Origin of the sequence: Variovorax sp. SRS16, from assembly GCF_901827165.1 — a bacterium.
Classification (GTDB): domain Bacteria; phylum Pseudomonadota; class Gammaproteobacteria; order Burkholderiales; family Burkholderiaceae_C; genus Variovorax.
This window is the reverse complement of record NZ_LR594666.1, coordinates 4,751,922-4,774,194: the sequence shown is the minus strand read 5'-3', so window position 1 is coordinate 4,774,194 and position 22,273 is coordinate 4,751,922. Positions and strand designations below refer to the sequence as shown.

Below are 22,273 nucleotides of genomic sequence, written 5' to 3'. Positions count from 1 at the left end.
AGCGGCGTTGGGCGCTTTGAGGCGGCAGACGACGGCGGCTTCGCAGCGTGTCCAGCCGGTCGTCCTTGGTCCCTCATGTTCACAGTCTCGGCCACGAAGCGGCCATCGAACCTTCGCGGCGGTCACTACGCCACCGGCCGGTCTGAAAGGTACTGCTGACTCTTAACGGCCACAAGCTGTCAATCGCGAACGGGTGCTTCGGAGATGCTCCAGTCCCATTTCAAGGCGGTATGGGATCGCTCACTGGGACGAGCAGGCAATCGACGCAACAGCCTTCGCCGCTTAAGATCGGTGCACCTTCCGCAGTCAACGTGCCATGAAGCGCCGTGAGTTCACCTTGGTTTTTGCTGGCAATGCGCTTGCCTCACTCGGCGGGTCAGCTCGCGCATATCCGATCGAAGGCTTCGCCGCGACAACCTCGCGAGACGACGGTTGGAACATCGCCGCGGGCGACGACGACAAGCTCGTTGACACCACCGCACTCAGCAAGATGGCCGATCGGCTTGCTGCTTCGGGCGCGAACATCCACGCCGTGCTCGTCGTGCATCGCGGTAAGCTCGTCTTCGAGCGCTACCTGCGAGGCAGCGATCAGGTGCCGACCAGCTTTTTCGGCAGCCGCGTGGAGAACGTCGTCTTCGACGCCAACACGCGCCATGCAATGAAGTCAGCGACGAAGAGCGTCGCGTCGCTCGCCGTCGGCATCGCGATCGACCGGGGGCTGATCCAGGACGTCGACGAGCCAATCCTTAGCTTCTTCCCCGAACTCGCAGACCTGCGAACGCCGGAATCGGATCGCCTGTTGCTGCGGCACGCGCTCAGCATGACGCTCGGCCTCGAATGGATCGAGTCGACGCCCGCGACCGGCGATCTCGCGAACGACGAAACGCGGATGTATTTCTCGGGCGATCCGTGCCGCTACGTGCTCACACGCCGAGCTGTGGCGGCGGCGGGGCAGCAGTTCTTCTACAGTACCGGCGCGCTGGCGCTTGTATCAGCGATCTTGCATCGGGCCACCGGCAGACCGCTCGACGAGTTCGCGCGAGCGAGCCTGCTGGAGCCCCTGGGCATCTCGGGCGAAGAATGGAGCCGAATGGGAAGAGACAGCGACGCCGGCGGTGGCCTTCGCATGCGTCCGCGGGACATGGCGAAGATCGGACAGCTCGTGCTGGCGGGCGGCCGCTGGGATGGACGCCAGATCGTGTCGAAGGGCTGGATCGACGCTTCCACCGCATCGTTCATCAAGGCGACGGACGAGCAGGACTACGGCTACCTTTGGTGGAGCGGCCATGCTGCTGCGCACCGACGGATAGTCCGCTGGATCGGTGCGCTCGGTCGAGGCGGGCAATCGATCCGCATCGTGCCCGAGCTCGATCTCGTCGTCGCCGTGACGGCAGGCTACTACCAGGACTACAGCCCGCAGGCATTCAAGGTGCAGTACGGCGTGTTCAACGATGTGCTGCAGGCTATCTCACCGTCCCGGTGACTCGGATACCGTGACTGGCGTCCGCGCTGTCAGCGCTTCAATGAACCGCGAAACACCGAGCGATCTTCGCGAAACGCGTACTGCGGTGACTGGCCGCTTGGCGATGGTCCACGCTGCACTCGCTACATCCGCTTTGGGTCGGAAGTGCCCGTTGGTTCCGCCCCCGACCTGACATTCACGACCAGACCATGACCGCGCCACCTTGAGTACCCGGTTTCGGGGGCGCTGCGGTCATACGAGCCGCTGCCCGCCGAAAGTCCGGTGATGATCGCAGCGACCGCTTGGGCCACCGGGCACGAATGACTCAGATCAGTCTGAAGCGGAGGTCGGTTCGGCATCAGCCGGGGGATAGACGCTTGGCCTTCGGGCAGGGCTTCATTTCGAGCGCACTTCCACGTGCACAAATCCAGTAGCGTCCGGTGCATCGACTACATCGAGATAGGGCTGAGCGCGGACGAGTTCACTGAGCTTCTTGAACCCATAGTTCCTCGGATCAAACGATGTGTGCATCTTGCTCACAAGGCCGCCCACCGTGGAGAGCCGAGCCCAGCCGCTATCCCTGGCAGTTTCGCGAATGGCGTGCGTCAGCAACTCCTTGAGGTCCGGCACATCCGAAACTTGCGGCAGGACTGTGGCTTCAGCGGACCGCTTCAAGACCTCGAAGAAGATGAACTTGTCGCACGCTGCGATGAATGGCTCAGGCGTCTTGCGTTCGCCCAACCCGTACACGATCTTGCCGGCCTCCCTGAGCCGAGTTGCGAGACGCGTGAAATCGCTGTCGCTCGACACCAGGCAGAAGCCGTCGACATTGCCCGCGTAGAGGAGATCCATTGCATCGATGATGAACGCGGAGTCGGTCGAGTTCTTTCCCTGCGTATAGGCGAACTGCTGGATGGGCTGAATGGCGTGCCGATGAAGGTGCCTTGATTTTCATGGCCGATGTTTGCAGGGTGAACATGTGAAACCCTTATCGCGCAACGCGGGCGACCAGAACATTCATTGCCATGTTCGCCATATAGTGGCCGACCGCTTGTCCCATCGCCCGCTCATGAACGCTCGCTGCTTTTCCCCGCGCCGCCGCAGCGTCGCCCTCTGGGCCTTGGCCACCGCATTCCCCCTGCAGCGCACCCTGGCCCAGCAGCCGCAGCGCCAGCTCATTGCCGACATGCATTCCCACGCCACCATGTTCAGCCGAGATCCGGTCCTGAACCTGCGCAACGAGATGGACGAGGCGGGGGTCACGCTCGTCGCCTGGGCCCTGGTCGACGACACTCCGTTCACTCGAACGACCCCCAAAGGCATCAAGCAGATTCGACAACCCGAACCGGGACAACTCTGGAGTTATTTCCAGCGACGCGTCACAAGATACGACGACGCATTGCGCCAATGGAACTTGCCCAAGGCACTCTCCGCATCGGACATCGACGCTGCGCTTCGCGGCGAACCGCACATCGTCATGGCCTCGGAGGCCGCGAACTTCCTGGAGGGCCAGCCCGAGCGCGTGGCGCTTGCGCATGCGATGGGCCTGCGCCATCTGCAGCTGGTGCACTTCATCGAGTCGCCACTCGGCGATTTGCAGACCGAGGCACCGCGTTTCCTGGGCCTGCCGGACGTCACGCTGAAGGTGATCCAGGAATGCAAGCGCCTCGGCGTGCTGGTCGATCTCGCGCATTCCGCGCCGTCGTTCGTCGATGCGGCGCTCGCGGCCAGCGATGCGACGATGATCTGGTCGCACTCGTGGATCAGCCGCAGCGGCGGCAGTTGGCGCGATTGGCCCAACGTCGCGCGTGCGCTGTCGCCGGACCAGGCGCGCCGCATCGTCGCGCATGGCGGCGTCGTGGGTCTGTGGACCGTGCGCGTGCATTCCGATCCCGCGTACCACGTGCGGGACGCCGAGACCTACGCGGACGAGATCCTTCGAATGGTCGACCTGCTGGGACCGCAAGGCGTGGCCTTCGGGACCGACATGGAAGGTGCCGGCACCGACGCCGTGTTCAAGCGCTATGTCGACCTGCGCGCCGTGGCGGACTCGTTGGCGCGCCGGAACATTCCCGCGTCCGTACTGCACGACGTGTGCATTGGCAACTACGCGCGCGTGCTGAAAAAGGCGATCAGCGTCTGACGCATCGCCCGGTGTCTCGCCATGCCTGCCTGCGGCGGCATGCGCGACAAGCGTACTCAGGCGCCTTCGATGATCCGGATATCCCGTTCGGCGCCGTCGCCGAGCGCGTCCAGCGCGGCCTTGTAGGCGGGGCTGTCATGCGTCGCCGTGGCTTGCGCGACGCTGTCGAACTCGATCAGAACGGTGCGTTCGGACAGTCCGTGTTCATAGGTCTTGGCCGGCAGGCCGCGCGCCAGGAAGCGCCCGCCGCCGGCGTTGATGGCCGGGCCGGCGAGCTTGGCGTAGGCCGCCAGCTTGTCGGCATCCTTGACGGCACGGTAGGCGCTGATCCAATAGGCTTTAGCCATGGTGAGTTCTTTCTTTGCTGCTGCTGCGTCATCGAACAATCCGAGGCCACCGGGTGGCGCTCGCGAGCGCCATCATATTTTGAACGCCGAACTTTCGTTGGGCGCTCGGATTCGTCGTTCGATTCGATCGCTTCAGGCCGATGCGCTGCTCAGTTCCGGCCGCTCGCGTTGCGACGCATGCCAGACCAGGTAGCGCGCCTCCGCGATCTCGATCGCCTTGAACAGCAGCACGCCGAGGATGCACAGCAGAATCAGCGCGACGAACACGGTCGAGGTGTCGAAGCCGCCCTGCGCCACCAGGATCACATGGCCGAGCCCGGCTTCACCCGCGACGAACTCGCCGACGATGGTGCCGACCAGCGCGAAGGACACGCCGACCTTCATGCCCGCGAAGAGGCTGGGCAGCGCGTTCGGAAAGCGGATCTTCCACAGGATCTTGGCGCGCGAGGCATGGTTGACGCGCGCCATGTCGAGCATGTCGGGGTCGGTGGAGCGCAGGCCGAGCACGGTGTCGATCAGGATCGGAAAGATCGCGATCAGCATCGCGATCGCGACCTTCGGCAGGGTGCCGGTGCCCATCCAGATCACGAACAGCGGCGCCAGCGCGACCTTCGGCACGGCGTTGAGCGCAACGAGCAACGAGTAGAGCGTGCGGTCGAGAAACTTCGAGTACACGATGCCTATCGCCGCCGCCACGCCGAGCACCAGCGCGAGCGCGAAGCCGTAGATCGTGGTGCGCAGCGTGTCCAGGCTTTCGAGCAGCAGGTAGCCCGGCTGCGCGAAGAACTGCCCGATGATCTTGGAAGGCGCCGGCAACAGGAAGTCGCGGATGCCTAGCGTGCGCACGCAGACTTCCCAGATCACGAGCAGCACCAGCGTCGTAATCATCGCCTGCCAGCTGCGCGCGGTGCGAGCCCAGAGGGTTTTCATGTTCTCAGCCCTTGAAAATGCCGACGTTTCGGAAGGTGTCGCGGATGCGCGCCACGTAGGCGGCGAACTCCGCCGTCTCGCGAATGTCGAGGCCGCGCGGGCGCTCGAGTTCGATAGGGACCACGTCGGCAATGCGGCCCGGCCCGCGCGCCATCACCACCACGCGGCCGCCGAGGTAGATCGCCTCGCTGATCGAATGCGTGATGAAGACGACGGTCTTGCGCGTCGCCAACCAAGTCCGCTGCAGCTCGACGTTGAGTTCGTCGCGCGTGAACGGGTCGAGCGCGCCGAAGGGTTCGTCCATCAGCAGCAGCTGCGGGTCGAGCAACATCGCGCGGCAGATCGAGACGCGCTGCCGCATGCCGCCCGAGAGCTCGCGTGGAAAACGGTCGAGAAAAGCCGACAGCCCGAACAGGCCAAGCAGTTCGCGCGCACGCGCTTCGTGCTGGCGGCGGTCAAGGTCGTGGAACTCGGCCGCGACCAGCACGTTGTCGAGGATGTTGCGCCACTCGAGCAGCAGGTCGCGCTGGAACACCACGCCCATGTCGGCGGGCGGCGCATCGATGGCCTTGCCGTGCAGCGCCAGCCGGCCGGTGCTGATCGGTTCGAGGCCGGCCATGCAGCGCATCAGCGTGCTCTTGCCGCAGCCGCTCGGGCCGACGATGCTGACGAACTCGCCTTCCTCGATGTGCAGATCGATGTCCTGCAGCGCGTGGATCGGCTTGCGCTCGGACTTGTAGATCTTGTTGAGTCGCTCGATCTCGAGAAAGGCGGACACGGCAGTGCTCCTCGCGGGTGCGGGTTCAGACGGATAGGAGCGCATTGGTGTAGTAGTCCGAGGGTTTGTGGCCGGGCTTGATCTGGCCGGTCTGCTCCATCGACTTGATGGCCGCGGCCCAATCGGCGTCGGTCTGCAGGCCGAAGGCGAGGTTCTTGCTGCTCGGGCTTTCGAAGAAGGCGCGGTAGGCGACGATCTGGCCTTTCAGCACGTCGGGATCCAGCTTCGCATTCGGCCGCTGCGCCACGATCGCGGCCACCGCCTCGTCCACGTGGCCGTCGTAGATGTACTGCCAGGCCTTGACCTGCACCTGCACGAACTTGCCGATCGCCTCGCGCTTGCTTTCGAGCGTCTTGGGTGTCAGCGCGAGGCCGTAGCTCGGGAAGCTGATACCGCTGTCGCCGAGCAGCAGCGCCGAGGCCTTGCGCGTCTTCAGCACCATCGGCTGGCCGAAGGGCGCCTGCGACATGAAGCCATCGCTGTTGCCCGAGGCATAGGTCGAGATCATCGCGCTCGGCGCGACCATCACCAGCTCGATGCTGCTCTTGCTCATGCCGTTGGCTTTGAGGAAGGGCTCGATGAAGGGCGCCCATGGGCTGGTCGTGAAGCAGACGATCTTCTTGCCCGCGAGGTCCTTGGGTTTCTGGATGCCCTGCGACTGGTCCATCAGCACGGCGAGGTCGCCGGTGCGCGCGAAGCCCGCGACCGAGATCAGGTCGAGCCCGTTCTCCTTCGCGACCGCCATGGTGCCGAGCGCGACTTGCCCGATGTCGGCCTGACCCGCCGACAGCAGTTGCAAGGTAGAGATGGTGCCGGTGCCGTCCTGCACTTCGACGTCCAGGCCCTGCGCCTTGAACAGGCCTTTCTGCAGCGCCAGATGCATCGCACCGTGCATGCCCCAGGGCGAGAAGTCCAGCTTCACGCGCAGTTTCGCGGCACTTTGCGCGCGCGCCGGCGCGTTGCGGAGGGAAAGGGCGGGCAGCGCGATCATGGCTGCCAGGCCGGTGCTCAGGGTCCTTCTCTTCATTGTGATTCTCCGGTTGCAGGTTGGGGGTGGGAAGCGTCAGGCGGGGAGGGCGGCGGCATGCTCGTCGCGCAGGGCCCGGGTGGCAGCCGCGTCGGCCTTGCCGGTGTCCGGATCGACGACCGCGAGGTAGTGCTGACGCACGAAGGCCGCGCTCAGCTTGTGGTTCCAGACGTCTTTCTCGATCTCGGTCAAGGGGCGCAGCAAGGGATTGCCGAATCCGCCGCCGCCCGGCTGGATGTGCGTCACCTTGTCGTTGCGTGCGATCTGCACGCCGATCTTGCTCGGCAGCGATTCGTCGACATCGCCGCGCGTGAGGATGTTCGAGGCCGGCGATGCGGGCTCGCCGCCGTCGAGGCCGTAGGGCCGGAACTTCATGCGGTCGGCACGCAGTTGCAGCAGCACGTCGTCGCCGAGCACGCGGTAGCTGCGCCGGATGCCGAGCCCGCCGCGCCAGCGGCCGGCGCCGCAGGTGTCGGGCTCGAGTTCGTACGCTTCGACGCGCACCGGGTGCTGCGCTTCCAGCGTCTCGACCGGCGTGTTGGAAAGATTCTGCGATGCGTTTGTGATGGCCTCGACACCGTCGGCATGCGGCCGCGCACCCCAGGCGCCGCAGACCATGTCGACGATGATGTAGGGCTTGCCGTCGTCGCGCTTGCCGGACAGGCAGACGACGGTGTTGCCGCCTTCGCCCGCCGCCGGGATGCGGTCGGGCACCACCTGCGCGAGCGCGCCGAGCATGGTGTCGAACACGCGGTAGCCGGTCAGCGCGCGTGCCGCGACAGCGGCCGGCTCGACCGGGTTCAGCACCGTGCCTTCGGGCACGTGGATCTCGACGCAGCGGAACACGCCGGCATTGTTCGGCACGTCGCCCTTGAGCGCGCAGCGCACGCTCAGATAGGTGCAGGAGTTGGTGTACGAGCGCGTGGAATTGATGGCGGCGCGCACCTGCGGCGACGAGCCGGTGTAGTCGACGCTCACGTGGTCCTCGTGCACCGTCAGCGCGACGCGGATCGGGATCGGCTCGGGCGACAGGCCGTCGTCGTCGATGAAGTCCTCGAAGGTGAAGGTGCCCTTGGGCCAGGTGCGGATCTCGGCGCGGGTCAGACGCTCGGCGTAGTCGAGCAGTTCGGCGAAGTAGGCGCGTGCGCTCTCGCGGCCGTAGCGGTCGAGCAGGTTCGTGAGTTCGCGCACGCCGACCTGGCAGGCCGCGTACTGCGCACGCAGGTCGCCGAGCACGCGGTCTGGCACGCGCACGTTCTGCGCGATCACGCGCTCCATGATGTCGTTGACACGGCCGGCGTCGTAGAGCTTGACCACCGGGATGCGCAGGCCTTCCTGGTAGATCTCGGTCGAGTCGCTGGCATTGGAGCCCGGCACGCGGCCGCCGACGTCGGTGTGATGGCAGATCACGACGCAGAAGCCTTCGAGCTGGCCCTGGTAGAAGAAGGGCACGAACATGAAGATGTCCGGCAGGTGCATGCCACCCTGGTACGGGTCGTTGACGATCACCGCATCGCCCGGCGCGAGGTCATGGCCGTAGCGCGCGTTGACCGCGGCCATCGCTTCGGGAATCGCGCCCAAGTGCAGAGCGATGGTCTTGGCCTGCGCGATCATCCGGCCCTCGCGGTCGCAGATCGCGGCCGAGTAGTCCATCACGTCCTTGACGATCTCCGAGCGCGCGGTGCGCAGCACGGTGTAGGCGACCTCGTCGACGATCGAGTCCATGGCGTTCTTGATCACGGCGAAGGTGATCGGGTCGATGGCGATGCTCATTGCGTTGACTCCTCGAGGTCGATGATGATGTTGCCGATCGCGTCCGAACGCACGCTGCAGTGCGGCGGGACAACGATGGTGGTGTCGTAGGACTCGATCACCAGCGGGCCTTGCTGCGCGTCGGCGCCGATGCTGGCGCGCGGCACCACGTGCGTCATCACCGGCGCTTCGCCGGCGGCGAAGCTCACGAGGCGGGTGGTGGTCTCGCCCTGCAGCGCGGTCGCATCGACCTGGCAGTGGGCGAAGTCGAGCCGGTGCTTGCTGCGGCCCCGCGCGGCGACGCGCAGGTTGACCAGCTCCAGCGGCTCGTCGCTGCTGTAGCCGAAGGTCTGCTGGTACATCGCCTGGAAGTCGCGCGTCAGCTGCGCGACCACCTCGGCATCGAAACGTGCCGATTTCAGCGGCACCGTGAGTTCGGAGCTCTGGCCCAGGTAGCGCAGATCGGCGGCCAGGACGGCGCTCGCGTCTTCCGGCGGATAGCCTTCGGAGGCCAGCACGGTGTAGCCCTTGTCGGCCAGCGCGTTCGCGATCGCGCCCATCTCGGCCGGTGCGCAATCCGCGAGCGGCCGCAGCACGGCCTTGACGAAGTTGTGCTCGGCATCGGCCGACAGCATGCCGGCGGAGCAGAACACGCCGGCCATGATCGGCGCGATCACGCGGCGGATGCCGAGCAGCCGTGCCACCGCGACCGCATGCAGCGGACCGCCGCCGCCGAAGGCGATCATCGACATCTCGCGCGGATCGCGGCCGCGCTCGACCGTGACGGCGCGGATCGCGCGCGCCATGCTGACATTGGCGAGCTGGCGCACGCCGTGCGCGGCGGCCAGCAGGTCGAGCCCGAGCGGGCGGCCGACGTCGCGCTCGATCGCGGCCATCGACAGTTCGGGCGACACCTTCAGGCTGCCGCCCGCGAGCGCCTTGGGATTGAGGTAGCCGAGCACCATGTTGGCGTCGGTCACCGTCGGGTGCGGGTTGCCGTTGCCGTAGCAGGCCGGGCCCGGGTGCGCCCCCGCCGACTCGGGACCGACGCACAGCAAACCGCCGGCATCGATCCACGCGATCGAACCGCCGCCGGCGCCCACTTCGGCGATGTCGATCGCCGGCACCTTGAGCACGTAGCCGCCGCCCTTGACGAAGCGGCTCGGCGCGCTGATGCCGTTGCGGAACTCGTACTCATTGGTCAGCGAAGGCTGGCCGTTGGCGATGATCGAGGCCTTGGCGGTGGTGCCGCCCATGTCGAACACGATCAGGTCGGCGTCGCCGCCGAGCGCGCCGATCTCGACCGCGCCGGCGACGCCGCCCGCCGGCCCCGAAGCCACGGCGAACACGGGCTTGTCGCTGGCCGAGGCGAGGCCCATCATGCCGCCGTTGGACGCCATCACCTGCAGCGAGGCCGTGATGCCCATGCGCGTGAGGTCGTCGCGCAAACGCGCGAGGTAGGTGCGCATGGCCGGCAGGATGTAGGCGTTGACGACCGTCGTGCTGGTGCGCTCGTACTCCTTGATTTCGGGCAGCACTTCGCACGAGACGCTCAGCAGCAGCTGCGGGAAATGCTGCTGCAGCAGCGCCTTGGCCGCGAGCTCGTGCGCCGGATTGATGTAGCTGTTGAGAAAGCAGATCGCGAGCGAGCTCACGCCCTCGTCCACCAGCTGCTGCGTCTCGGCGAGCAGCTGCGCCGCGTCCAGCGCGGTGACGATGCGCCCCTGCGCATCGATGCGCTCGCGGATGCCGCGGCGCCAGCGCCGCGTGGCCAGCGGCTCGGGCTTGGACCAGCCGAGGTCGAACATCGTCGGCGTGCGGATGCGGCCGATCTCCAGCACGTCGCGAAAGCCCTCCGTGGTCAGCACGCCGGTCGGCGCGCCGACCTTCTGCAGGATCGTGTTCGAGGCGGTGGTGGTGCCGTGCACGATCTCGGTGATGTCGCCGGGCGCCACGCCGGCCTGTTGGATCAGGGCACCGAGGCCGTCGACGATCGCCTGGCCCAGGTTGTCGGGCGTGGTCGAGGTCTTGTTCACGAACAGCCTGCCGTCGGGCAGGGCCAGGACGATGTCCGTGAAGGTGCCTCCGATGTCGCATCCGACGCGGACGCCTCCGGGGGCGTGCTGGGTCAAGTTCATCCCCTACTCCGTTTCACTTGCCTCGCGGCTGGTTGATAATCTGGTCCATCGATCATCGAACTAACTAACTGGCTAGTCCAATAGTGGGCGAAATATAGGAGATGGAATGGCGGTTTGTCAACGCGAGTTTTCCGCAGTGAAGAACCGGGCCGCTAAACTCGCGCGGCCGGGTTGGGCGCAGCCCGAAGGAGACCGGTGAAGCCATGACAGAAACCAAGGTCGCCGGCCCCAAGCGCCGGCCGCGCAACGCGCAGGCCACCCGCGAACGCATCGTCAAGATCGCGAGCAAGGAGTTCGCCGCGCACGGCTACGACGGCGCGCGCATCGATGCCATCGTGGCGCGCTGCAAGATCAGCAAGAACCTCGTCTATCACTACTTCGCGAGCAAGGAAGCCCTGTTCATCGAAGTGATGGAGCACGCCTACGGCGCCATGCGCGACCGGCAGAATGAACTCGCGCTCGGCGGCGACAACCCGGTCGAGGACATGCGCGAGCTGGTGACCAAGACCATCCAGCATTTCATCGACCAGCCCGATCTGCTGCAGCTGCTGTCGACCGAGAACCTGCACAAGGCCAAGCACATCCGCAAGTCCAAGCAGATCAGTGCGATGTTCAATCCGCTGCGCACGGCGCTTGCTCATGTGCTGGAGAAGGGCAAGCAACAGGGCGTGTTCCGCAGTGACGCGGACTGGGTCGATCTCTACGTGTCGATCTCGGGGCTGGGCTCGTACTTCATCACCAACCGCTACACGCTGTCCTATGTGCTCGATGTCGATCTGGGTACGCCGGAACGCATCCAGGCGCGCCTGCATCACGCGACCGAGATGGTAATCAGCTATCTGTGCTACGGGCAGAGGCAGCCGGCTCCTTCTCCCTGACGTCGATCGGCTCGCTCAGCTGGAATTCAACCAAACGGTTGACAATGCCCGGCCACCCTCCTAAGCTGATCGGCATCGACCTGAACGCCGAGGTTTCTTCGATGCCGACATCCTCCTCACCGAGCCAGCCAGACACGCCGCTGCTCGACCCCACCGCCCTGCCGACGCGCTTCGACTCGGTCGAGGCGCTCGATGAATTCCTGTCACGTCCGAGCCAGGCGCTGGTCGACGATCTGGCGCAGATCGAGGGCGACCTGATGATCCTCGGCGTCGCCGGCAAGATGGGCCCGACGCTGGCCCGGCTGGCCAAGCGCGCCGCGCCGCACAAGCGCGTGATCGGCGTCGCGCGCTTCAGCGATGCGCGCGTGCGCGAGCGACTCGAGGGCTGGGGCATCGAGACCATCGCCTGCGACCTGCTCGACCGCGCAGCCATCGCGGCGCTGCCGCGCGTGCCCCACATCGTGTTCGCGGCCGGCCACAAGTTCGGCGCCAAGGACAACCAGGCGCTGACCTGGGCCATGAACACGCACGTGCCGGCGCTGGTGGCCGACAGCTTTCGCGATGCGCGCATCGTCAGCTTCTCGACCGGCAACGTCTATCCGCTGACGACCGTCGGCCGCCAGGGCGCCAGCGAGCGCACGCTGCCCGGGCCGGTCGGCGAGTACGCGCAGTCGTGCATCGGGCGCGAGCGCATGTTCGAGTACTTCGGCGCCAAGCACGGCACGCCGGGGCGGCTGTTCCGGCTCAACTACGCGATCGACATGCGCTACGGCGTGCTGTTCGACATCGCGTCCAAGGTGCATCGCGGCGAGCCGGTCGATGTGACCATGGGGTATGTCAACGTGATCTGGCAGGGCGATGCCAATGCGCAGGTGCTGCGCGCGCTGCGGCATTGCACGGTGCCGCCGACGCCGATCAACTGCACCGGTCCCGAGACGCTGTCGGTGCGCTGGCTGGCCGGCGAATTCGCGGCGCGCCTCGGCGTGACCGTGGAGATCACCGGGCAGGAGGCTTCGACCGCGCTGCTGTCCGACACCACCGAGGCCGCGCGCCTCTTCGGCTATCCGCTGGTGCCGTTGGGCGCGATGCTCGACTGGGTGGCCGACTGGGTTCGCAGTGGTGGCCCGAGCCTCGGCAAGCCGACCAAGTTCGAGGTGCGCGATGGCACCTTCTGACGACATCCGTGCGCTGCTCGCACGCGGGCTTGCGATCCCTGCGCACCCGCTCGCGCTGGACGCGCAGCACCGGCTCGACCCGCGGCGCCAGCGTGCGCTGACGCGCTATTACCTCGATGCCGGCGCCGGGGGGCTGGCGGTCGGCGTGCACACGACGCAGTTCGCGATCCGCGAGCTCGGGCTGTATGAACCGGTGCTGCGGCTCGCGATCGACACCGCGCGCGCATGGGTCACACCGCAGCGCGAACTCGCGATGGTCGCGGGCGTGTGCGGGCGCACGCCGCAGGCCCTGAGCGAAGCGAAGCTCGCGCGCGGCCTCGGCTACCAGGCCGGGCTGCTGAGCCTGGCGGCGATGAAAGGCGAGGGCGAGGACGCGCTGATCGCGCACTGCGAAGCGGTCGCGGCCGAGATCCCGCTGATCGGCTTCTACCTGCAGCCGGCTGTCGGCGGCATGGACCTGAGCGCGGCCTTCTGGGCCCGCTTCGCCGCGATCGGGAACGTGGTCGCGATCAAGGTCGCACCCTTCAACCGCTACCGCACGCTGGACGTGGTGCGCGGCGTGGTGGCCGCGCGCGCCGAGTCGCGCGTCACGCTCTACACCGGCAACGACGACCATATCGTGCTCGACCTGGTGACGCCGTTCACGGCGATGCGCGACGGTGCGCCGGTGACGGTGCGCTTTCGCGGCGGGCTGCTGGGCCACTGGTCGGTCTGGACTTCGGGTGCGGTGCGCATGCTTGCGCGTTGTCAGGCCGCAGCGGACAGCGGCCGCGCGATCGAGGCGGATCTGCTCGCGCTCGACAGCCGCGTGACCGACTGCAACAGCGCCTTCTTCGATGTCGCGAATGCCTTCCATGGCTGCATCGCGGGCTGCCACGAGGTGTTGCGGCGTCAGGGGCTGCTCGAAGGCATCTGGTGCCTCGATCCCGAAGAGGGCTTGAGCCCGGGGCAGAAGGAAGAGATCGATCGCGTCTGCGCGCTGCACGCCGATCTGGCCGACGACGACTTCGTCAAGGCCAACCTGTCGCGCTGGCTCGCCGATTAGGCTCGGCCGGGTCCGGCGCGGCTGTCGAGCACCGCGGCCGCCACTTCGGCGAAGCCCGCACCACGCTCGCTCGGCGCGACATAGCGCGGCCGATGCGACAGCGCTGCCTCGAAGCGGCGCACGTTGGCGACGCCAATGCTGTGCACGAAGCGTTCGAACATCAGCGCATCGTTGGTCGAGTCGCCGACGTAGGCCCAGCGATCCATCTCGGCGTCGAGGTCGCGGCCCCAGAGCTCGCGCACGATCCAGCGTGCGCCTTCGAGCTTGTTGTGCTCGCCGTACCAGCCGTTGACGTGGATGCTGCTGACGGTGGCGTGCATGCCTTCGCTTCGCATCAGCGCGACGACGGCGGCGATCTGCGCATCGTCGAGCTGCACGAACTCGCTGTGGTCGATCGCGATGTCGCATTCGCGGCCGGCTGAATCGGTGGCGCGACGCGCACCGGGGATCTCGCGCTCGATGCGCGCCAGCACGGCCTGCATGCGCGCGAAATTGCGTTCGCGGGTCGCTGCATCCTGCTGGTAGCGCTTGGAAAGCATGCCGCTGTCAGAAGGCACCAGCGCGACGGCGCCGTTCTCGGCAACGATCGCATCGATGGGCCACGTCGCGGCGAAGACTTCGCTCCAGCCGACGGGCCGGCCGGTGATGGCGACCATGTGCAGACCCGCCGCGCGGATGCCGGCCAGCGCCTGCAGCGCATCGGGCGTGATCGCGCCTTCGGTGGTCAGCGTGTCGTCGATGTCGGTGAACAGGCCGACCAGTCCGCGCCGCGCGGCGAGCGGCCATTGGGCGAGTGTCTTCATCAGCCGGCGGTCTGCAGCGCCAGGCCCGCATGCTCGCGCAGCGGATGGAAGTGGATCTTCGGAAAGCGCTCCTGCGCCAGCCGCACGTCGTAGGGCGAGGTGCAGAGATAGGCCAACGTGTCGGCCGCATCGCGCGCCATGCGAGCCGGGTAGGCATCGACGAAGGCGCGCAGCTCGGCCGGCGTATCGGCGGTGATCCAGCGCGCGCCGGTGTACTGGCAGCCTTCGAGCCGCACGTCGGCGTCGTACTCGGACTTGAGCCGGTGCTGCACCACTTCGAACTGCAGTTGCCCGACCGCGCCCAGCAGCATCGGGCCGCCGACCTCGGGCCGGAACACCTGGATCGCGCCTTCCTCGCCGAGCTGCGCCAGGCCTTGCTGCAATTGCTTGGTGCGCAGCGGGTTCTTCAGGATCACGGTCATGAAGAGTTCGGGCGCGAAGAAGGGCAGGCCGGTGAACTGCAGCGACGCGCCATCGGTGATGGTGTCGCCGAGCTGCACGCCGCCGTGCGTGGTGAAGCCGACGATGTCACCCGCGTAGGCTTCCTCGACCGCCTCGCGGCGCTGGCTCATGAAGGTCACGACGCTGGTGGGGCGCAGCTCCTTGGCGGTGCGCTGCACCTTGAGCTTCATGCCCGGCGTGTAGCGGCCCGATGCCATGCGCACGAAGGCGATGCGGTCGCGGTGGTTGGCGTCCATGTTGGCCTGCACCTTGAACACGACGCCGGCGAAATCCTTGTCCTCGGGCTGGATTTCCTTCACCACCGGCTGGCGATTGACCATCGTGGTGCTGGTGCGCGACTGCGGCGGCGGCGCGAGGTCCACCAATGCATCGAGCACTTCCATCACGCCGAAGTTGTTGACGCCGGAGCCGAAGAACACGGGCGTCTGCCTGCCGGCCAGGAAGGCCTCGCGGTCCCAGGTGGGCGAGGCACCGGTGGCGAGTTCCATGCTTTCCATCGCGGTGTCGAACTCGCGGCCGAAGCGCTTGTGCAGCGCGTCGCGATCGGTCAGCGGCATGGCGTCGAAATCCTGCGGCAGGCGCTCGCTGCCCGATTCGAAGACGGTCATCACTTCGGTGCGCAGGTTGATGATGCCGCCGAAGGACTTGCCCTGGCCGACGGGCCATGTCATCGGCACGCAGGGCATGCCGAGTTCGCGCTCGATCTCGTCGAGCAGCTCGAGCGGCTCGCGCACCTCGCGGTCCATCTTGTTGACGAAGGTGATGATGGGTGTGTCGCGCTGGCGGCAGACCTCGATCAGCCGGCGCGTCTGCGCCTCGACGCCGTTGGCGGCATCGATCACCATCAGCGCCGAATCGACCGCGGTCAGCACGCGGTAGGTGTCTTCGGAGAAGTCCTTGTGGCCGGGCGTGTCCAGCAGGTTGATGACGTGGTCGCGGTAGACCATCTGCATCACCGAGGAGGCGACCGAGATGCCGCGCTGCTTCTCGATCTCCATCCAGTCGGAAGTGGCGTGCCGCGTGGCCTTGCGCGCCTTGACCGAGCCGGCGATCTGGATCGCGCCGGAGAACAGCAGCAGCTTCTCGGTCAGCGTGGTCTTGCCGGCGTCCGGGTGGGAGATGATCGCGAAGGTGCGGCGGCGGCGGGTTTCGGAGGCGAAGGTCATGGAAGTGAACGCGATGCGCGCTCACGGGCGCGGGCAGTCGAGGCAAAACCAGCGATTTTACCGAGCGCCCCTCGCGCGTGCCGCGGGCACCGCGCGCTCACGGCGGCGGCTGGAAGCCGTTGCGCCCGGCCAGCATGGTGGCGGTGGAGTTTGGGGGAGGGCGACGCAGTCCAGGCCGATCCGGGAGCCGCTGCTGACCACACGGCCCATCCGGGCGCGCTAAAATGCGCGCTCCGAGGAGCGTTGCAGCGCCATCAGGCGTGAGGCTCGGACCATCATCGCAACCACGCTCACCCGCTGTTCTCGCGGTGAGTCCCTCTCCGGTCATCCCCGAAGGCAGTGGCATCACTCAAACTTGTTTTGGAGTTTTCATGAGCGCCGTTCTCAAATCCGCATCTTCTCCCGTGGCCAGCGCCGATCAGGCGATCGCCGACCTGTCGCTCGCTGCCTGGGGCCGCAAGGAAATCCGCATCGCCGAGACCGAGATGCCCGGCCTGATGGCGATCCGCGAGGAATTCGCCAAGAGCCAGCCGCTCAAGGGCGCACGCATCACCGGCTCGCTGCACATGACGATCCAGACCGCGGTGCTGATCGAGACGCTGCAGGCGCTCGGCGCCAACGTGCGCTGGGCCTCGTGCAACATCTTCTCGACGCAGGACCATGCCGCCGCCGCCATCGCGGCCGCCGGCACGCCGGTGTTCGCGATCAAGGGCGAATCGCTCGAGGACTACTGGGACTACACGCACCGCATCTTCGAATTCGGCGCCAAGGATTCGAAGGGCGAAGGCCCGAACATGATCCTGGACGACGGCGGCGATGCCACGCTGCTGATGCACCTGGGCCAGCGCGCCGAGAAGGACCAGGGCGTGCTCGCCAACCCGACCAGCGACGAGGAACGCATCCTCTACGCCGCGATCAAGGCCAAGCTCGCGCTCGACGCAACCTGGTACACGCGCAAGTCGGCCGAGATCATCGGCGTGACCGAAGAGACCACCACCGGCGTGCACCGCCTCAACGAGATGAGCGCCAAGGGCACGCTGCTGTTCCGAGCCATCAACGTCAACGACTCGGTCACCAAGAGCAAGTTCGACAACCTCTACGGCTGCCGCGAATCGCTGGTCGACGGCATCAAGCGCGCGACCGACGTGATGATCGCCGGCAAGGTGGCCTGCGTGGCTGGCTATGGCGACGTCGGCAAGGGCTCGGCGCAAGCGCTGCGCGCACTGAGCGCGCAGGTGTGGGTGACCGAGATCGACCCGATCAACGCGCTGCAGGCCGCGATGGAAGGCTACAAGGTCGTGACCATGGAGTACGCGGCCGACAAGGCCGACATCTTCGTGACCACCACCGGCAACCGCGATGTGATCCGCCACGAGCACATGGCCGCCATGAAGGACCAGGCGATCGTCTGCAACATCGGCCACTTCGACAACGAGATCGCCGTCGCCTCGCTTGAGAAGTACGAGTGGGAAGAGATCAAGCCGCAGGTCGACCACATCACCTTCCCCGATGGCAAGAAGATCATCCTGCTGGCCAAGGGCCGGCTCGTGAACCTGGGCTGCGGCACGGGCCATCCGAGCTTCGTGATGTCGTCGTCGTTCGCCAACCAGACCATCGCGCAGATCGAGCTGTTCACCAAGCCCGACGCCTACCATGCCGGCAAGGTCTACGTGCTGCCCAAGCACCTGGACGAGAAGGTCGCGCGCCTGCATCTGAAGAAGGTCGGCGCGATGCTGACCGAGCTGACCGATGCGCAGGCGGCCTACATCGGTGTCGACAAGAACGGCCCGTACAAGCCGGACACCTACCGCTACTGAAACGCCCACTCGCGTAGCGCTTTGCGCGCCGATCAGTTGCTCGTCGAACGCGGCCTTGCCGCGTCGCGCTCGCAGGCCGTGCGGCTGATCGCGGGCGGTCTGCGCTGGCGCGACGGCGCGGACTGGCGCACGGTCGCCAGGAACCGCGACGAGATCCCTGTGGACGCCGAACTCGAGCTGCTCGATGCGGCCGAGGCGCGCTATGTCTCGCGCGGCGGGCTCAAGCTGGAAGGCGCACTCGCGGCCGCGGGCATCGATCCGCGCGGCAGGCGTTGCCTCGACGTCGGCCAGTCGACCGGCGGCTTCACCGACTGCCTGCTGCAGCAGGGTGCCGAGCACGTGATCGGCGTCGATGTGGGCCATGGCCAGTTGCATGCGCGGCTGCGCGAGGATGCGCGCGTGACCGCCGTCGAAGGCGTCAACGCGCGCACGCTCGGCGCCGAGGCCTGGGCAGCGTCTTCGCCCGCCGATGCGCGCTTCGGGTTGATCGTGGGCGATCTGTCATTCATCTCGCAGACGCTCGTGCTGCCGGCGCTGGTGCCGCTGCTGGCGCCGGGCGGCGACCTGCTGATGCTGGTCAAGCCGCAGTTCGAGCTGCAGCCGGGGCAGGTCGGCAAGGGCGGTATCGTGCGCGATCCCGCGCTGTATGCGGTGGTCGAGCAGCGCCTGCGCGAGGCCTGCGCGGCGCTCGCGCTGCGCGTGCTGCATTGGTTCGACAGCCCGATCGCGGGCGGCGATGGCAACCGCGAATTCTTCATTCATGCCGTTCATGCGAACGGCCAACCAGGAGCCGGCCGTGCGCCTTCCGCTGAGCTTTGAATTCTTTCCGACCAAGACGCCCGAAGGCGCGGTCAAGCTGCGCGCGGTGCGCCAGCAGCTCTATGCGCAGAAGCCCGAGTTCTGCTCCGTCACGTATGGGGCCGGCGGGTCGACCCATGCCGGCACCTTCGGCATCGTGGGCGAGATCCTGGCCGAAGGCGTCGACGCCGCGAGCCACTTCTCCTGTATCGGCGCGACGCGCGAGACGGTGCGTGCGCAGCTGGCCGAACTCAAGGCCATGGGCGTCCGGCGGCTGGTGGCGCTGCGCGGCGATCTGCCGAGCGGCTACGGCATCGGCGGCGAGTTCCTGTATGCGAGCGACCTGGTGCGTTTCATTCGCGAGGAGACGGGCCGCGACTTCCACATCGAGGTGGCCTGCTATCCCGAGGTGCATCCGCAGGCACGTTCGCCCGAGGCGGACCTGCAGGCCTTCGCGGCCAAGGTGCACGCAGGCGCCGACTCGGCGATCACGCAGTATTTCTTCAGCGCCGAGGCCTACTTCCGCTTCGTGGACGACGTGCGCAAGCTCGGCCTTGCGGTGCCGGTCGTGCCGGGCATCATGCCCATCACGAGTTCGACGCAGCTGATGCGCTTCTCCGATGCCTGCGGCGCGGAGATTCCGCGCTGGATTCGCCTGCGGCTGCAGAGCTTCGGCGACGACACGGCATCGATCAGGGCCTTCGGCCTCGACGTGGTCGCGGCGCTGTGCGAGCGGCTGTGCGCCGGTGGCGCACCGGCGCTGCATTTCTACACGATGAACCAGTCGGTTGCGACGCTCGGCGTGCTGCAGCGGCTGGGCTGGAGCGAATGAGTTTGCGGCGCCGCGGCGCCCTTCGTGCAGCGCTGTCTGCGGTCGTGATCTGCACACTGGCCGCCTGCACCACGGGGCCGCAGATGTCGAAGGACGACGCCGGCAAGAACGGGCTGCGTCCCCTGGCGGCGCAGCCCGCGCTTCCGCCCGGCGCGGCGCCGCGTTCGCAGGTGCCCTCGGTGCGCTATGACCTCGCCGTATCGGGCTATGGGGAAGTGCCCGACGACGGCGTGCCGGGCGACGAAGGGTCGCGCGAGATCTTCGAGCGCGGCGGCGCATCGTGGTACGGCATCCAGTTCCACCAGCGCAAGACCGCGAGCGGCGAGCGCTTCGACATGACCGCCTTCACCGCGGCCCACAAGACACTGCCGTTCAACACGCGCGTCTGCGTGCGCAGCCTGGTCAACGGGCGTGAGGTGCTGGTTCGCATCAACGACCGCGGGCCCTACGCGGCCGGCCGCATCATCGACCTGAGCCGTGCCGCGGCCGAGTCGATCGGGATGCTGGGTCAGGGCATCAAGCAGGTCGCGCTGTCGATCATGGACAAGGACACCGACCGCTGCGGCGGCAGTGCCGTCGCGGATGCGGCGATAGCGCCGGTATCGACGGCGCAGGATCCGCCATCGGCGCAGGCCAAGGCGAAATCCAGGGCCAGGCCGGTGCGCAAGGTGGCGCCGCGCAAGCGCCGCTGAGGCGCGGGTCGCGCGTCAGCTGCCGCTGTCGAGCGAGAAGGCAGCGTGGCGATCCTGTGCCAGCCGCTCCACCATCTGCGGCAACGCGGCTTCGAGCAGCGGCTTCAGCGTGTAGGGTGGATTGATCAGGAACATGCCGCTCGCCGGCAGGCCCGGGCGGTGCGTGGCGCCCGACGCATCCGTCACGATCTTGCTCGACTTGACCGTGAGCGTCGCATGCAGCCACGGCTTGCCGGCCTTGGTCGCCAGCGTCTTGAGGCGGCGCGGCAGGTCGTGCGCTTCGGGGCGCGGGATGATCGGATACCACACGGCATAGGTGCCGGTCGCGAAGCGCTTGAGCGCCTCGCCGGCGAAGCCGAGCACGCGCGCGTAGTCGCTCTTGATCTCGTAGCTCGGATCGCACAGCACCAGCGCGCGCCGCGAGGGCGGTGGCAGGAACTGGGTCGCACTGCCGAAGCCGTCGTCGCGCAGCACGGCGATCTGGCGCCCGGCCTCGAGCTGCGCGATGTTGGCATCGAGCGTGCGCGCATCGGTCGGGTGCAGCTCGAAGAGTTTGAGCCGGTCCTGCTCGCGCAGCAGATGGTGGGTGATGAAGGGCGAGCCGGGATAGATTTTCGCGCCGCCCTTGGGATTGAAGTCGCCGATCACGCCGAGGTAGCGCGCCAGTGCGTCGGCGAGCGGCGCCGCTGCTGCCGCTTTCTGCCCGGCGACCAGACGCAGCACGCCTTCCGCCGCTTCGCCGCTGGTGCCTGCGTAGTCGCCATCCAGCCGGTACAGGCCGGCGCCTGCGTGCGTATCGACCACCGTGAGCGGCGTCTCTTTTTCGAGCAGATGGTCGAGCGTGGCAATCAGCACCGTGTGCTTGAGCACGTCGGCGTGGTTGCCGGCATGGAAGGCGTGGCGGTAGCTGAACATCGCTGGATGTTAACCACCCTAGAGTCTTCGAGGGAGTTGACTGGTGTCGTATGGGTTGGTCAGAGACGCTTTTGTTCGTATAATGGAAGGCTTCGCAGCGCTTTTGTGGCCCCGCGGCGAGGATTTGAACCCCACCTAAGAGATTCCCGCCAGAGGAACGCCGACCGTGGAAAAGGGCCCGCCCAAACCTGTCCTTCCAAGGAAACTCATGAAAACGTTCAGCGCCAAGCCCGCTGACGTGACGCACGAGTGGTTTGTGATTGACGCGACCGACAAGGTCCTCGGACGAGTAGCCAGCGAAGTTGCTCTCCGTTTGCGCGGCAAACACAAGGCCATTTACACGCCTCACGTCGATACCGGTGACTTCATCGTCATCATCAATGCAGCCCAGCTGCGCGTCACCGGCGCCAAGCCGCTCGACAAGGTGTACTACCGCCACTCGGGCTATCCGGGCGGCATCACGGCCACCAACTTCCGCGACATGCAAGCCAAGCATCCGGGCCGCGCCCTGGAAAAGGCCGTCAAGGGCATGCTGCCCAAGGGCCCGCTCGGCTACGCGATGATCAAGAAACTCAAGGTGTACGGTGGCGCAGAGCACCCGCATACCGCCCAACAGCCCAAAGTGCTGGAACTGTAAGGAGCCTTGAGAATGATTGGTGAATGGAACAATGGCACCGGCCGTCGCAAATCGAGCGTCGCCCGTGTGTTCATGAAAAAGGGTACCGGCAAGATCACGGTGAATGGCAAGGACATCCAGGCCTATTTCGGCCGCGAGACGTCGATCATGATCGCCAAGCAGCCGCTGTTCTTGACGAACAATGTCGAAGCCTTCGACATCATGATCAACGTGGCGGGCGGTGGCGAATCGGGCCAGGCCGGCGCCGCGCGCCACGGCATCACCCGTGCGCTGATCGACTACGACGCGACGCTCAAGCCGGTGTTGAGCCAGGCCGGCTTCGTGACGCGCGATGCGCGCGAGGTCGAGCGCAAGAAGGTCGGTCTGCATTCCGCACGTCGCCGCAAGCAGTTCTCCAAGCGTTGATCCGCGTTTTGGGCTTACCGCTCGCACTGTCAAAGGACCGCCTTCGGGCGGTTTTTTGTTGGTTGCGGTAG

The 22,273-nt window shown here is 66.7% G+C and carries 21 protein-coding genes and 1 riboswitch; of the genes, 11 read left to right on the top strand and 10 right to left on the bottom strand.

Features of this window, described 5'->3' with window-relative positions; translation table 11 throughout:
- Nucleotides 1–316: 316 nt before the first annotated feature.
- The gene (locus E5P2_RS23105; RefSeq protein WP_162569474.1) at nt 317–1,483 is read left to right on the top strand and encodes a serine hydrolase domain-containing protein; all 1,167 of its coding nucleotides are present in this window, start codon (nt 317–319) and stop codon (nt 1,481–1,483) included.
- A gap of 375 nt (nt 1,484–1,858) precedes the next feature.
- Here the strand turns inward: E5P2_RS23105 and E5P2_RS38375 are convergent, their stop codons facing one another.
- Nucleotides 1,859–2,377 (bottom strand): NYN domain-containing protein, encoded by a 519-nt coding sequence (locus tag E5P2_RS38375; protein WP_232080931.1) that lies wholly within the window; start codon nt 2,375–2,377, stop codon nt 1,859–1,861.
- A 64-nt stretch (nt 2,378–2,441) separates the two neighbouring features.
- On the opposite strand from E5P2_RS38375, the gene E5P2_RS23095 reads away from it, so the two are divergent.
- Entirely contained in the window at nt 2,442–3,605 is a 1,164-nt protein-coding gene (locus E5P2_RS23095) for a dipeptidase (RefSeq protein WP_162569473.1), read from the top strand.
- A gap of 56 nt (nt 3,606–3,661) precedes the next feature.
- Here the strand turns inward: E5P2_RS23095 and E5P2_RS23090 are convergent, their stop codons facing one another.
- The 6 genes from E5P2_RS23090 to E5P2_RS23065 form a co-directional block, all read right to left on the bottom strand.
- Nucleotides 3,662–3,952 (bottom strand): DUF1330 domain-containing protein, encoded by a 291-nt coding sequence (locus E5P2_RS23090; protein WP_162569472.1) that lies wholly within the window; start codon nt 3,950–3,952, stop codon nt 3,662–3,664.
- Nucleotides 3,953–4,084: 132 nt separating this feature from the next.
- A complete protein-coding gene (locus E5P2_RS23085; protein WP_162569471.1) occupies nt 4,085–4,882 on the bottom strand; it encodes an ABC transporter permease in 798 nt (265 codons plus the stop codon).
- 4 nt (nt 4,883–4,886) lie between these two features.
- Nucleotides 4,887–5,660 (bottom strand): ABC transporter ATP-binding protein, encoded by a 774-nt coding sequence (locus E5P2_RS23080; protein ID WP_232080809.1) that lies wholly within the window; start codon nt 5,658–5,660, stop codon nt 4,887–4,889.
- Nucleotides 5,661–5,685: 25 nt separating this feature from the next.
- The gene (locus E5P2_RS23075) at nt 5,686–6,687 is read right to left on the bottom strand and encodes an ABC transporter substrate-binding protein (RefSeq protein WP_232080808.1); all 1,002 of its coding nucleotides are present in this window, start codon (nt 6,685–6,687) and stop codon (nt 5,686–5,688) included.
- 36 nt (nt 6,688–6,723) lie between these two features.
- Entirely contained in the window at nt 6,724–8,460 is a 1,737-nt protein-coding gene (locus tag E5P2_RS23070) for a hydantoinase B/oxoprolinase family protein (RefSeq protein ID WP_162569469.1), read from the bottom strand.
- Nucleotides 8,457–10,577, bottom strand: coding sequence for a hydantoinase/oxoprolinase family protein (locus E5P2_RS23065; protein WP_162569468.1), 2,121 nt, complete (start codon nt 10,575–10,577; stop codon nt 8,457–8,459). Before E5P2_RS23065 ends, E5P2_RS23070 begins: the two co-directional genes overlap by 4 nt.
- Nucleotides 10,578–10,780: 203 nt before the next feature.
- On the opposite strand from E5P2_RS23065, the gene E5P2_RS23060 reads away from it, so the two are divergent.
- The 3 genes from E5P2_RS23060 (at nt 10,781) to E5P2_RS23050 (ending at nt 13,675) form a co-directional block, all read left to right on the top strand.
- The gene (locus tag E5P2_RS23060; protein WP_162569467.1) at nt 10,781–11,455 is read left to right on the top strand and encodes a TetR/AcrR family transcriptional regulator; all 675 of its coding nucleotides are present in this window, start codon (nt 10,781–10,783) and stop codon (nt 11,453–11,455) included.
- 101 nt (nt 11,456–11,556) lie between these two features.
- Nucleotides 11,557–12,630, top strand: a complete 1,074-nt coding sequence (locus E5P2_RS23055; protein ID WP_197908545.1) for an NAD-dependent epimerase/dehydratase family protein — start codon at nt 11,557–11,559, stop codon at nt 12,628–12,630.
- Complete coding sequence (locus tag E5P2_RS23050) at nt 12,617–13,675, top strand: dihydrodipicolinate synthase family protein (protein ID WP_162569466.1); 1,059 nt, start codon at nt 12,617–12,619, stop codon at nt 13,673–13,675. Before E5P2_RS23055 ends, E5P2_RS23050 begins: the two co-directional genes overlap by 14 nt.
- Here the strand turns inward: E5P2_RS23050 and E5P2_RS23045 are convergent.
- Nucleotides 13,672–14,478: an HAD-IIB family hydrolase gene (locus E5P2_RS23045; RefSeq protein ID WP_162569465.1), complete on the bottom strand. Its 807-nt coding sequence runs from the start codon at nt 14,476–14,478 to the stop codon at nt 13,672–13,674. The two genes, E5P2_RS23050 and E5P2_RS23045, sit on opposite strands and share 4 nt — an antisense overlap.
- The gene (locus E5P2_RS23040; protein WP_162569464.1) at nt 14,478–16,106 is read right to left on the bottom strand and encodes a peptide chain release factor 3; all 1,629 of its coding nucleotides are present in this window, start codon (nt 16,104–16,106) and stop codon (nt 14,478–14,480) included. The genes E5P2_RS23045 and E5P2_RS23040 overlap by 1 nt, the downstream gene beginning before the upstream one ends.
- Nucleotides 16,107–16,335: 229 nt before the next feature.
- A riboswitch (S-adenosyl-L-homocysteine riboswitch) is annotated at nt 16,336–16,405 on the top strand.
- A gap of 72 nt (nt 16,406–16,477) precedes the next feature.
- Between E5P2_RS23040 and ahcY the strand changes: the two genes are divergently transcribed.
- The 4 genes from ahcY to E5P2_RS23020 are packed head-to-tail and all read left to right on the top strand — an operon-like array spanning nt 16,478 to nt 20,245.
- The gene (gene ahcY / locus E5P2_RS23035; protein WP_162569463.1) at nt 16,478–17,923 is read left to right on the top strand and encodes an adenosylhomocysteinase; all 1,446 of its coding nucleotides are present in this window, start codon (nt 16,478–16,480) and stop codon (nt 17,921–17,923) included.
- A 21-nt stretch (nt 17,924–17,944) separates the two neighbouring features.
- A complete protein-coding gene (locus E5P2_RS23030; protein ID WP_162569462.1) occupies nt 17,945–18,742 on the top strand; it encodes a TlyA family RNA methyltransferase in 798 nt (265 codons plus the stop codon).
- The gene (metF, locus tag E5P2_RS23025; protein ID WP_162570621.1) at nt 18,720–19,553 is read left to right on the top strand and encodes a methylenetetrahydrofolate reductase [NAD(P)H]; all 834 of its coding nucleotides are present in this window, start codon (nt 18,720–18,722) and stop codon (nt 19,551–19,553) included. The genes E5P2_RS23030 and metF overlap by 23 nt, the downstream gene beginning before the upstream one ends.
- Nucleotides 19,550–20,245 carry a septal ring lytic transglycosylase RlpA family protein gene (locus tag E5P2_RS23020; RefSeq protein ID WP_332107555.1) on the top strand — a complete coding sequence of 232 codons (696 nt, stop codon included), beginning with the start codon at nt 19,550–19,552 and terminating at the stop codon, nt 20,243–20,245. Before metF ends, E5P2_RS23020 begins: the two co-directional genes overlap by 4 nt.
- A 15-nt stretch (nt 20,246–20,260) precedes the next feature.
- Here E5P2_RS23020 and E5P2_RS23015 read toward each other — a convergent pair whose 3' ends face one another.
- Complete coding sequence (locus E5P2_RS23015; RefSeq protein ID WP_162569461.1) at nt 20,261–21,160, bottom strand: 23S rRNA (adenine(2030)-N(6))-methyltransferase RlmJ; 900 nt, start codon at nt 21,158–21,160, stop codon at nt 20,261–20,263.
- A 208-nt stretch (nt 21,161–21,368) separates the two neighbouring features.
- On the opposite strand from E5P2_RS23015, the gene rplM reads away from it, so the two are divergent.
- Both rplM and rpsI read left to right on the top strand, forming a co-directional pair.
- Nucleotides 21,369–21,797 carry a 50S ribosomal protein L13 gene (gene rplM / locus E5P2_RS23010; RefSeq protein ID WP_162569460.1) on the top strand — a complete coding sequence of 143 codons (429 nt, stop codon included), beginning with the start codon at nt 21,369–21,371 and terminating at the stop codon, nt 21,795–21,797.
- Nucleotides 21,798–21,809: 12 nt separating this feature from the next.
- Complete coding sequence (gene rpsI / locus E5P2_RS23005; RefSeq protein WP_162569459.1) at nt 21,810–22,202, top strand: 30S ribosomal protein S9; 393 nt, start codon at nt 21,810–21,812, stop codon at nt 22,200–22,202.
- The last annotated feature ends 71 nt before the right edge of the window (nt 22,203–22,273 follow it).

What these genes read in the sequence shown, in the direction of transcription:
- E5P2_RS23060 (WP_162569467.1), top strand. Translation starts at nt 10,781, where the DNA reads ATGACAGAAACCAAGGTCGCCGGCCCCAAGCGCCGGCCGCGCAACGCG.
- E5P2_RS23105 (WP_162569474.1), top strand. Translation starts at nt 317, where the DNA reads ATGAAGCGCCGTGAGTTCACCTTGGTTTTTGCTGGCAATGCGCTTGCC.
- E5P2_RS23020 (WP_332107555.1), top strand. Translation starts at nt 19,550, where the DNA reads ATGAGTTTGCGGCGCCGCGGCGCCCTTCGTGCAGCGCTGTCTGCGGTC.
- E5P2_RS23040 (WP_162569464.1), bottom strand. Translation starts at nt 16,106, where the DNA reads ATGACCTTCGCCTCCGAAACCCGCCGCCGCCGCACCTTCGCGATCATC.
- E5P2_RS23015 (WP_162569461.1), bottom strand. Translation starts at nt 21,160, where the DNA reads ATGTTCAGCTACCGCCACGCCTTCCATGCCGGCAACCACGCCGACGTG.
- E5P2_RS23085 (WP_162569471.1), bottom strand. Translation starts at nt 4,882, where the DNA reads ATGAAAACCCTCTGGGCTCGCACCGCGCGCAGCTGGCAGGCGATGATT.
- E5P2_RS23045 (WP_162569465.1), bottom strand. Translation starts at nt 14,478, where the DNA reads ATGAAGACACTCGCCCAATGGCCGCTCGCCGCGCGGCGCGGACTGGTC.
- rplM (WP_162569460.1), top strand. Translation starts at nt 21,369, where the DNA reads ATGAAAACGTTCAGCGCCAAGCCCGCTGACGTGACGCACGAGTGGTTT.
- E5P2_RS23050 (WP_162569466.1), top strand. Translation starts at nt 12,617, where the DNA reads ATGGCACCTTCTGACGACATCCGTGCGCTGCTCGCACGCGGGCTTGCG.
- E5P2_RS23070 (WP_162569469.1), bottom strand. Translation starts at nt 8,460, where the DNA reads ATGAGCATCGCCATCGACCCGATCACCTTCGCCGTGATCAAGAACGCC.
- E5P2_RS23055 (WP_197908545.1), top strand. Translation starts at nt 11,557, where the DNA reads ATGCCGACATCCTCCTCACCGAGCCAGCCAGACACGCCGCTGCTCGAC.
- ahcY (WP_162569463.1), top strand. Translation starts at nt 16,478, where the DNA reads ATGAGCGCCGTTCTCAAATCCGCATCTTCTCCCGTGGCCAGCGCCGAT.
- E5P2_RS23090 (WP_162569472.1), bottom strand. Translation starts at nt 3,952, where the DNA reads ATGGCTAAAGCCTATTGGATCAGCGCCTACCGTGCCGTCAAGGATGCC.
- E5P2_RS23075 (WP_232080808.1), bottom strand. Translation starts at nt 6,687, where the DNA reads ATGAAGAGAAGGACCCTGAGCACCGGCCTGGCAGCCATGATCGCGCTG.
- rpsI (WP_162569459.1), top strand. Translation starts at nt 21,810, where the DNA reads ATGATTGGTGAATGGAACAATGGCACCGGCCGTCGCAAATCGAGCGTC.
- E5P2_RS23065 (WP_162569468.1), bottom strand. Translation starts at nt 10,577, where the DNA reads ATGAACTTGACCCAGCACGCCCCCGGAGGCGTCCGCGTCGGATGCGAC.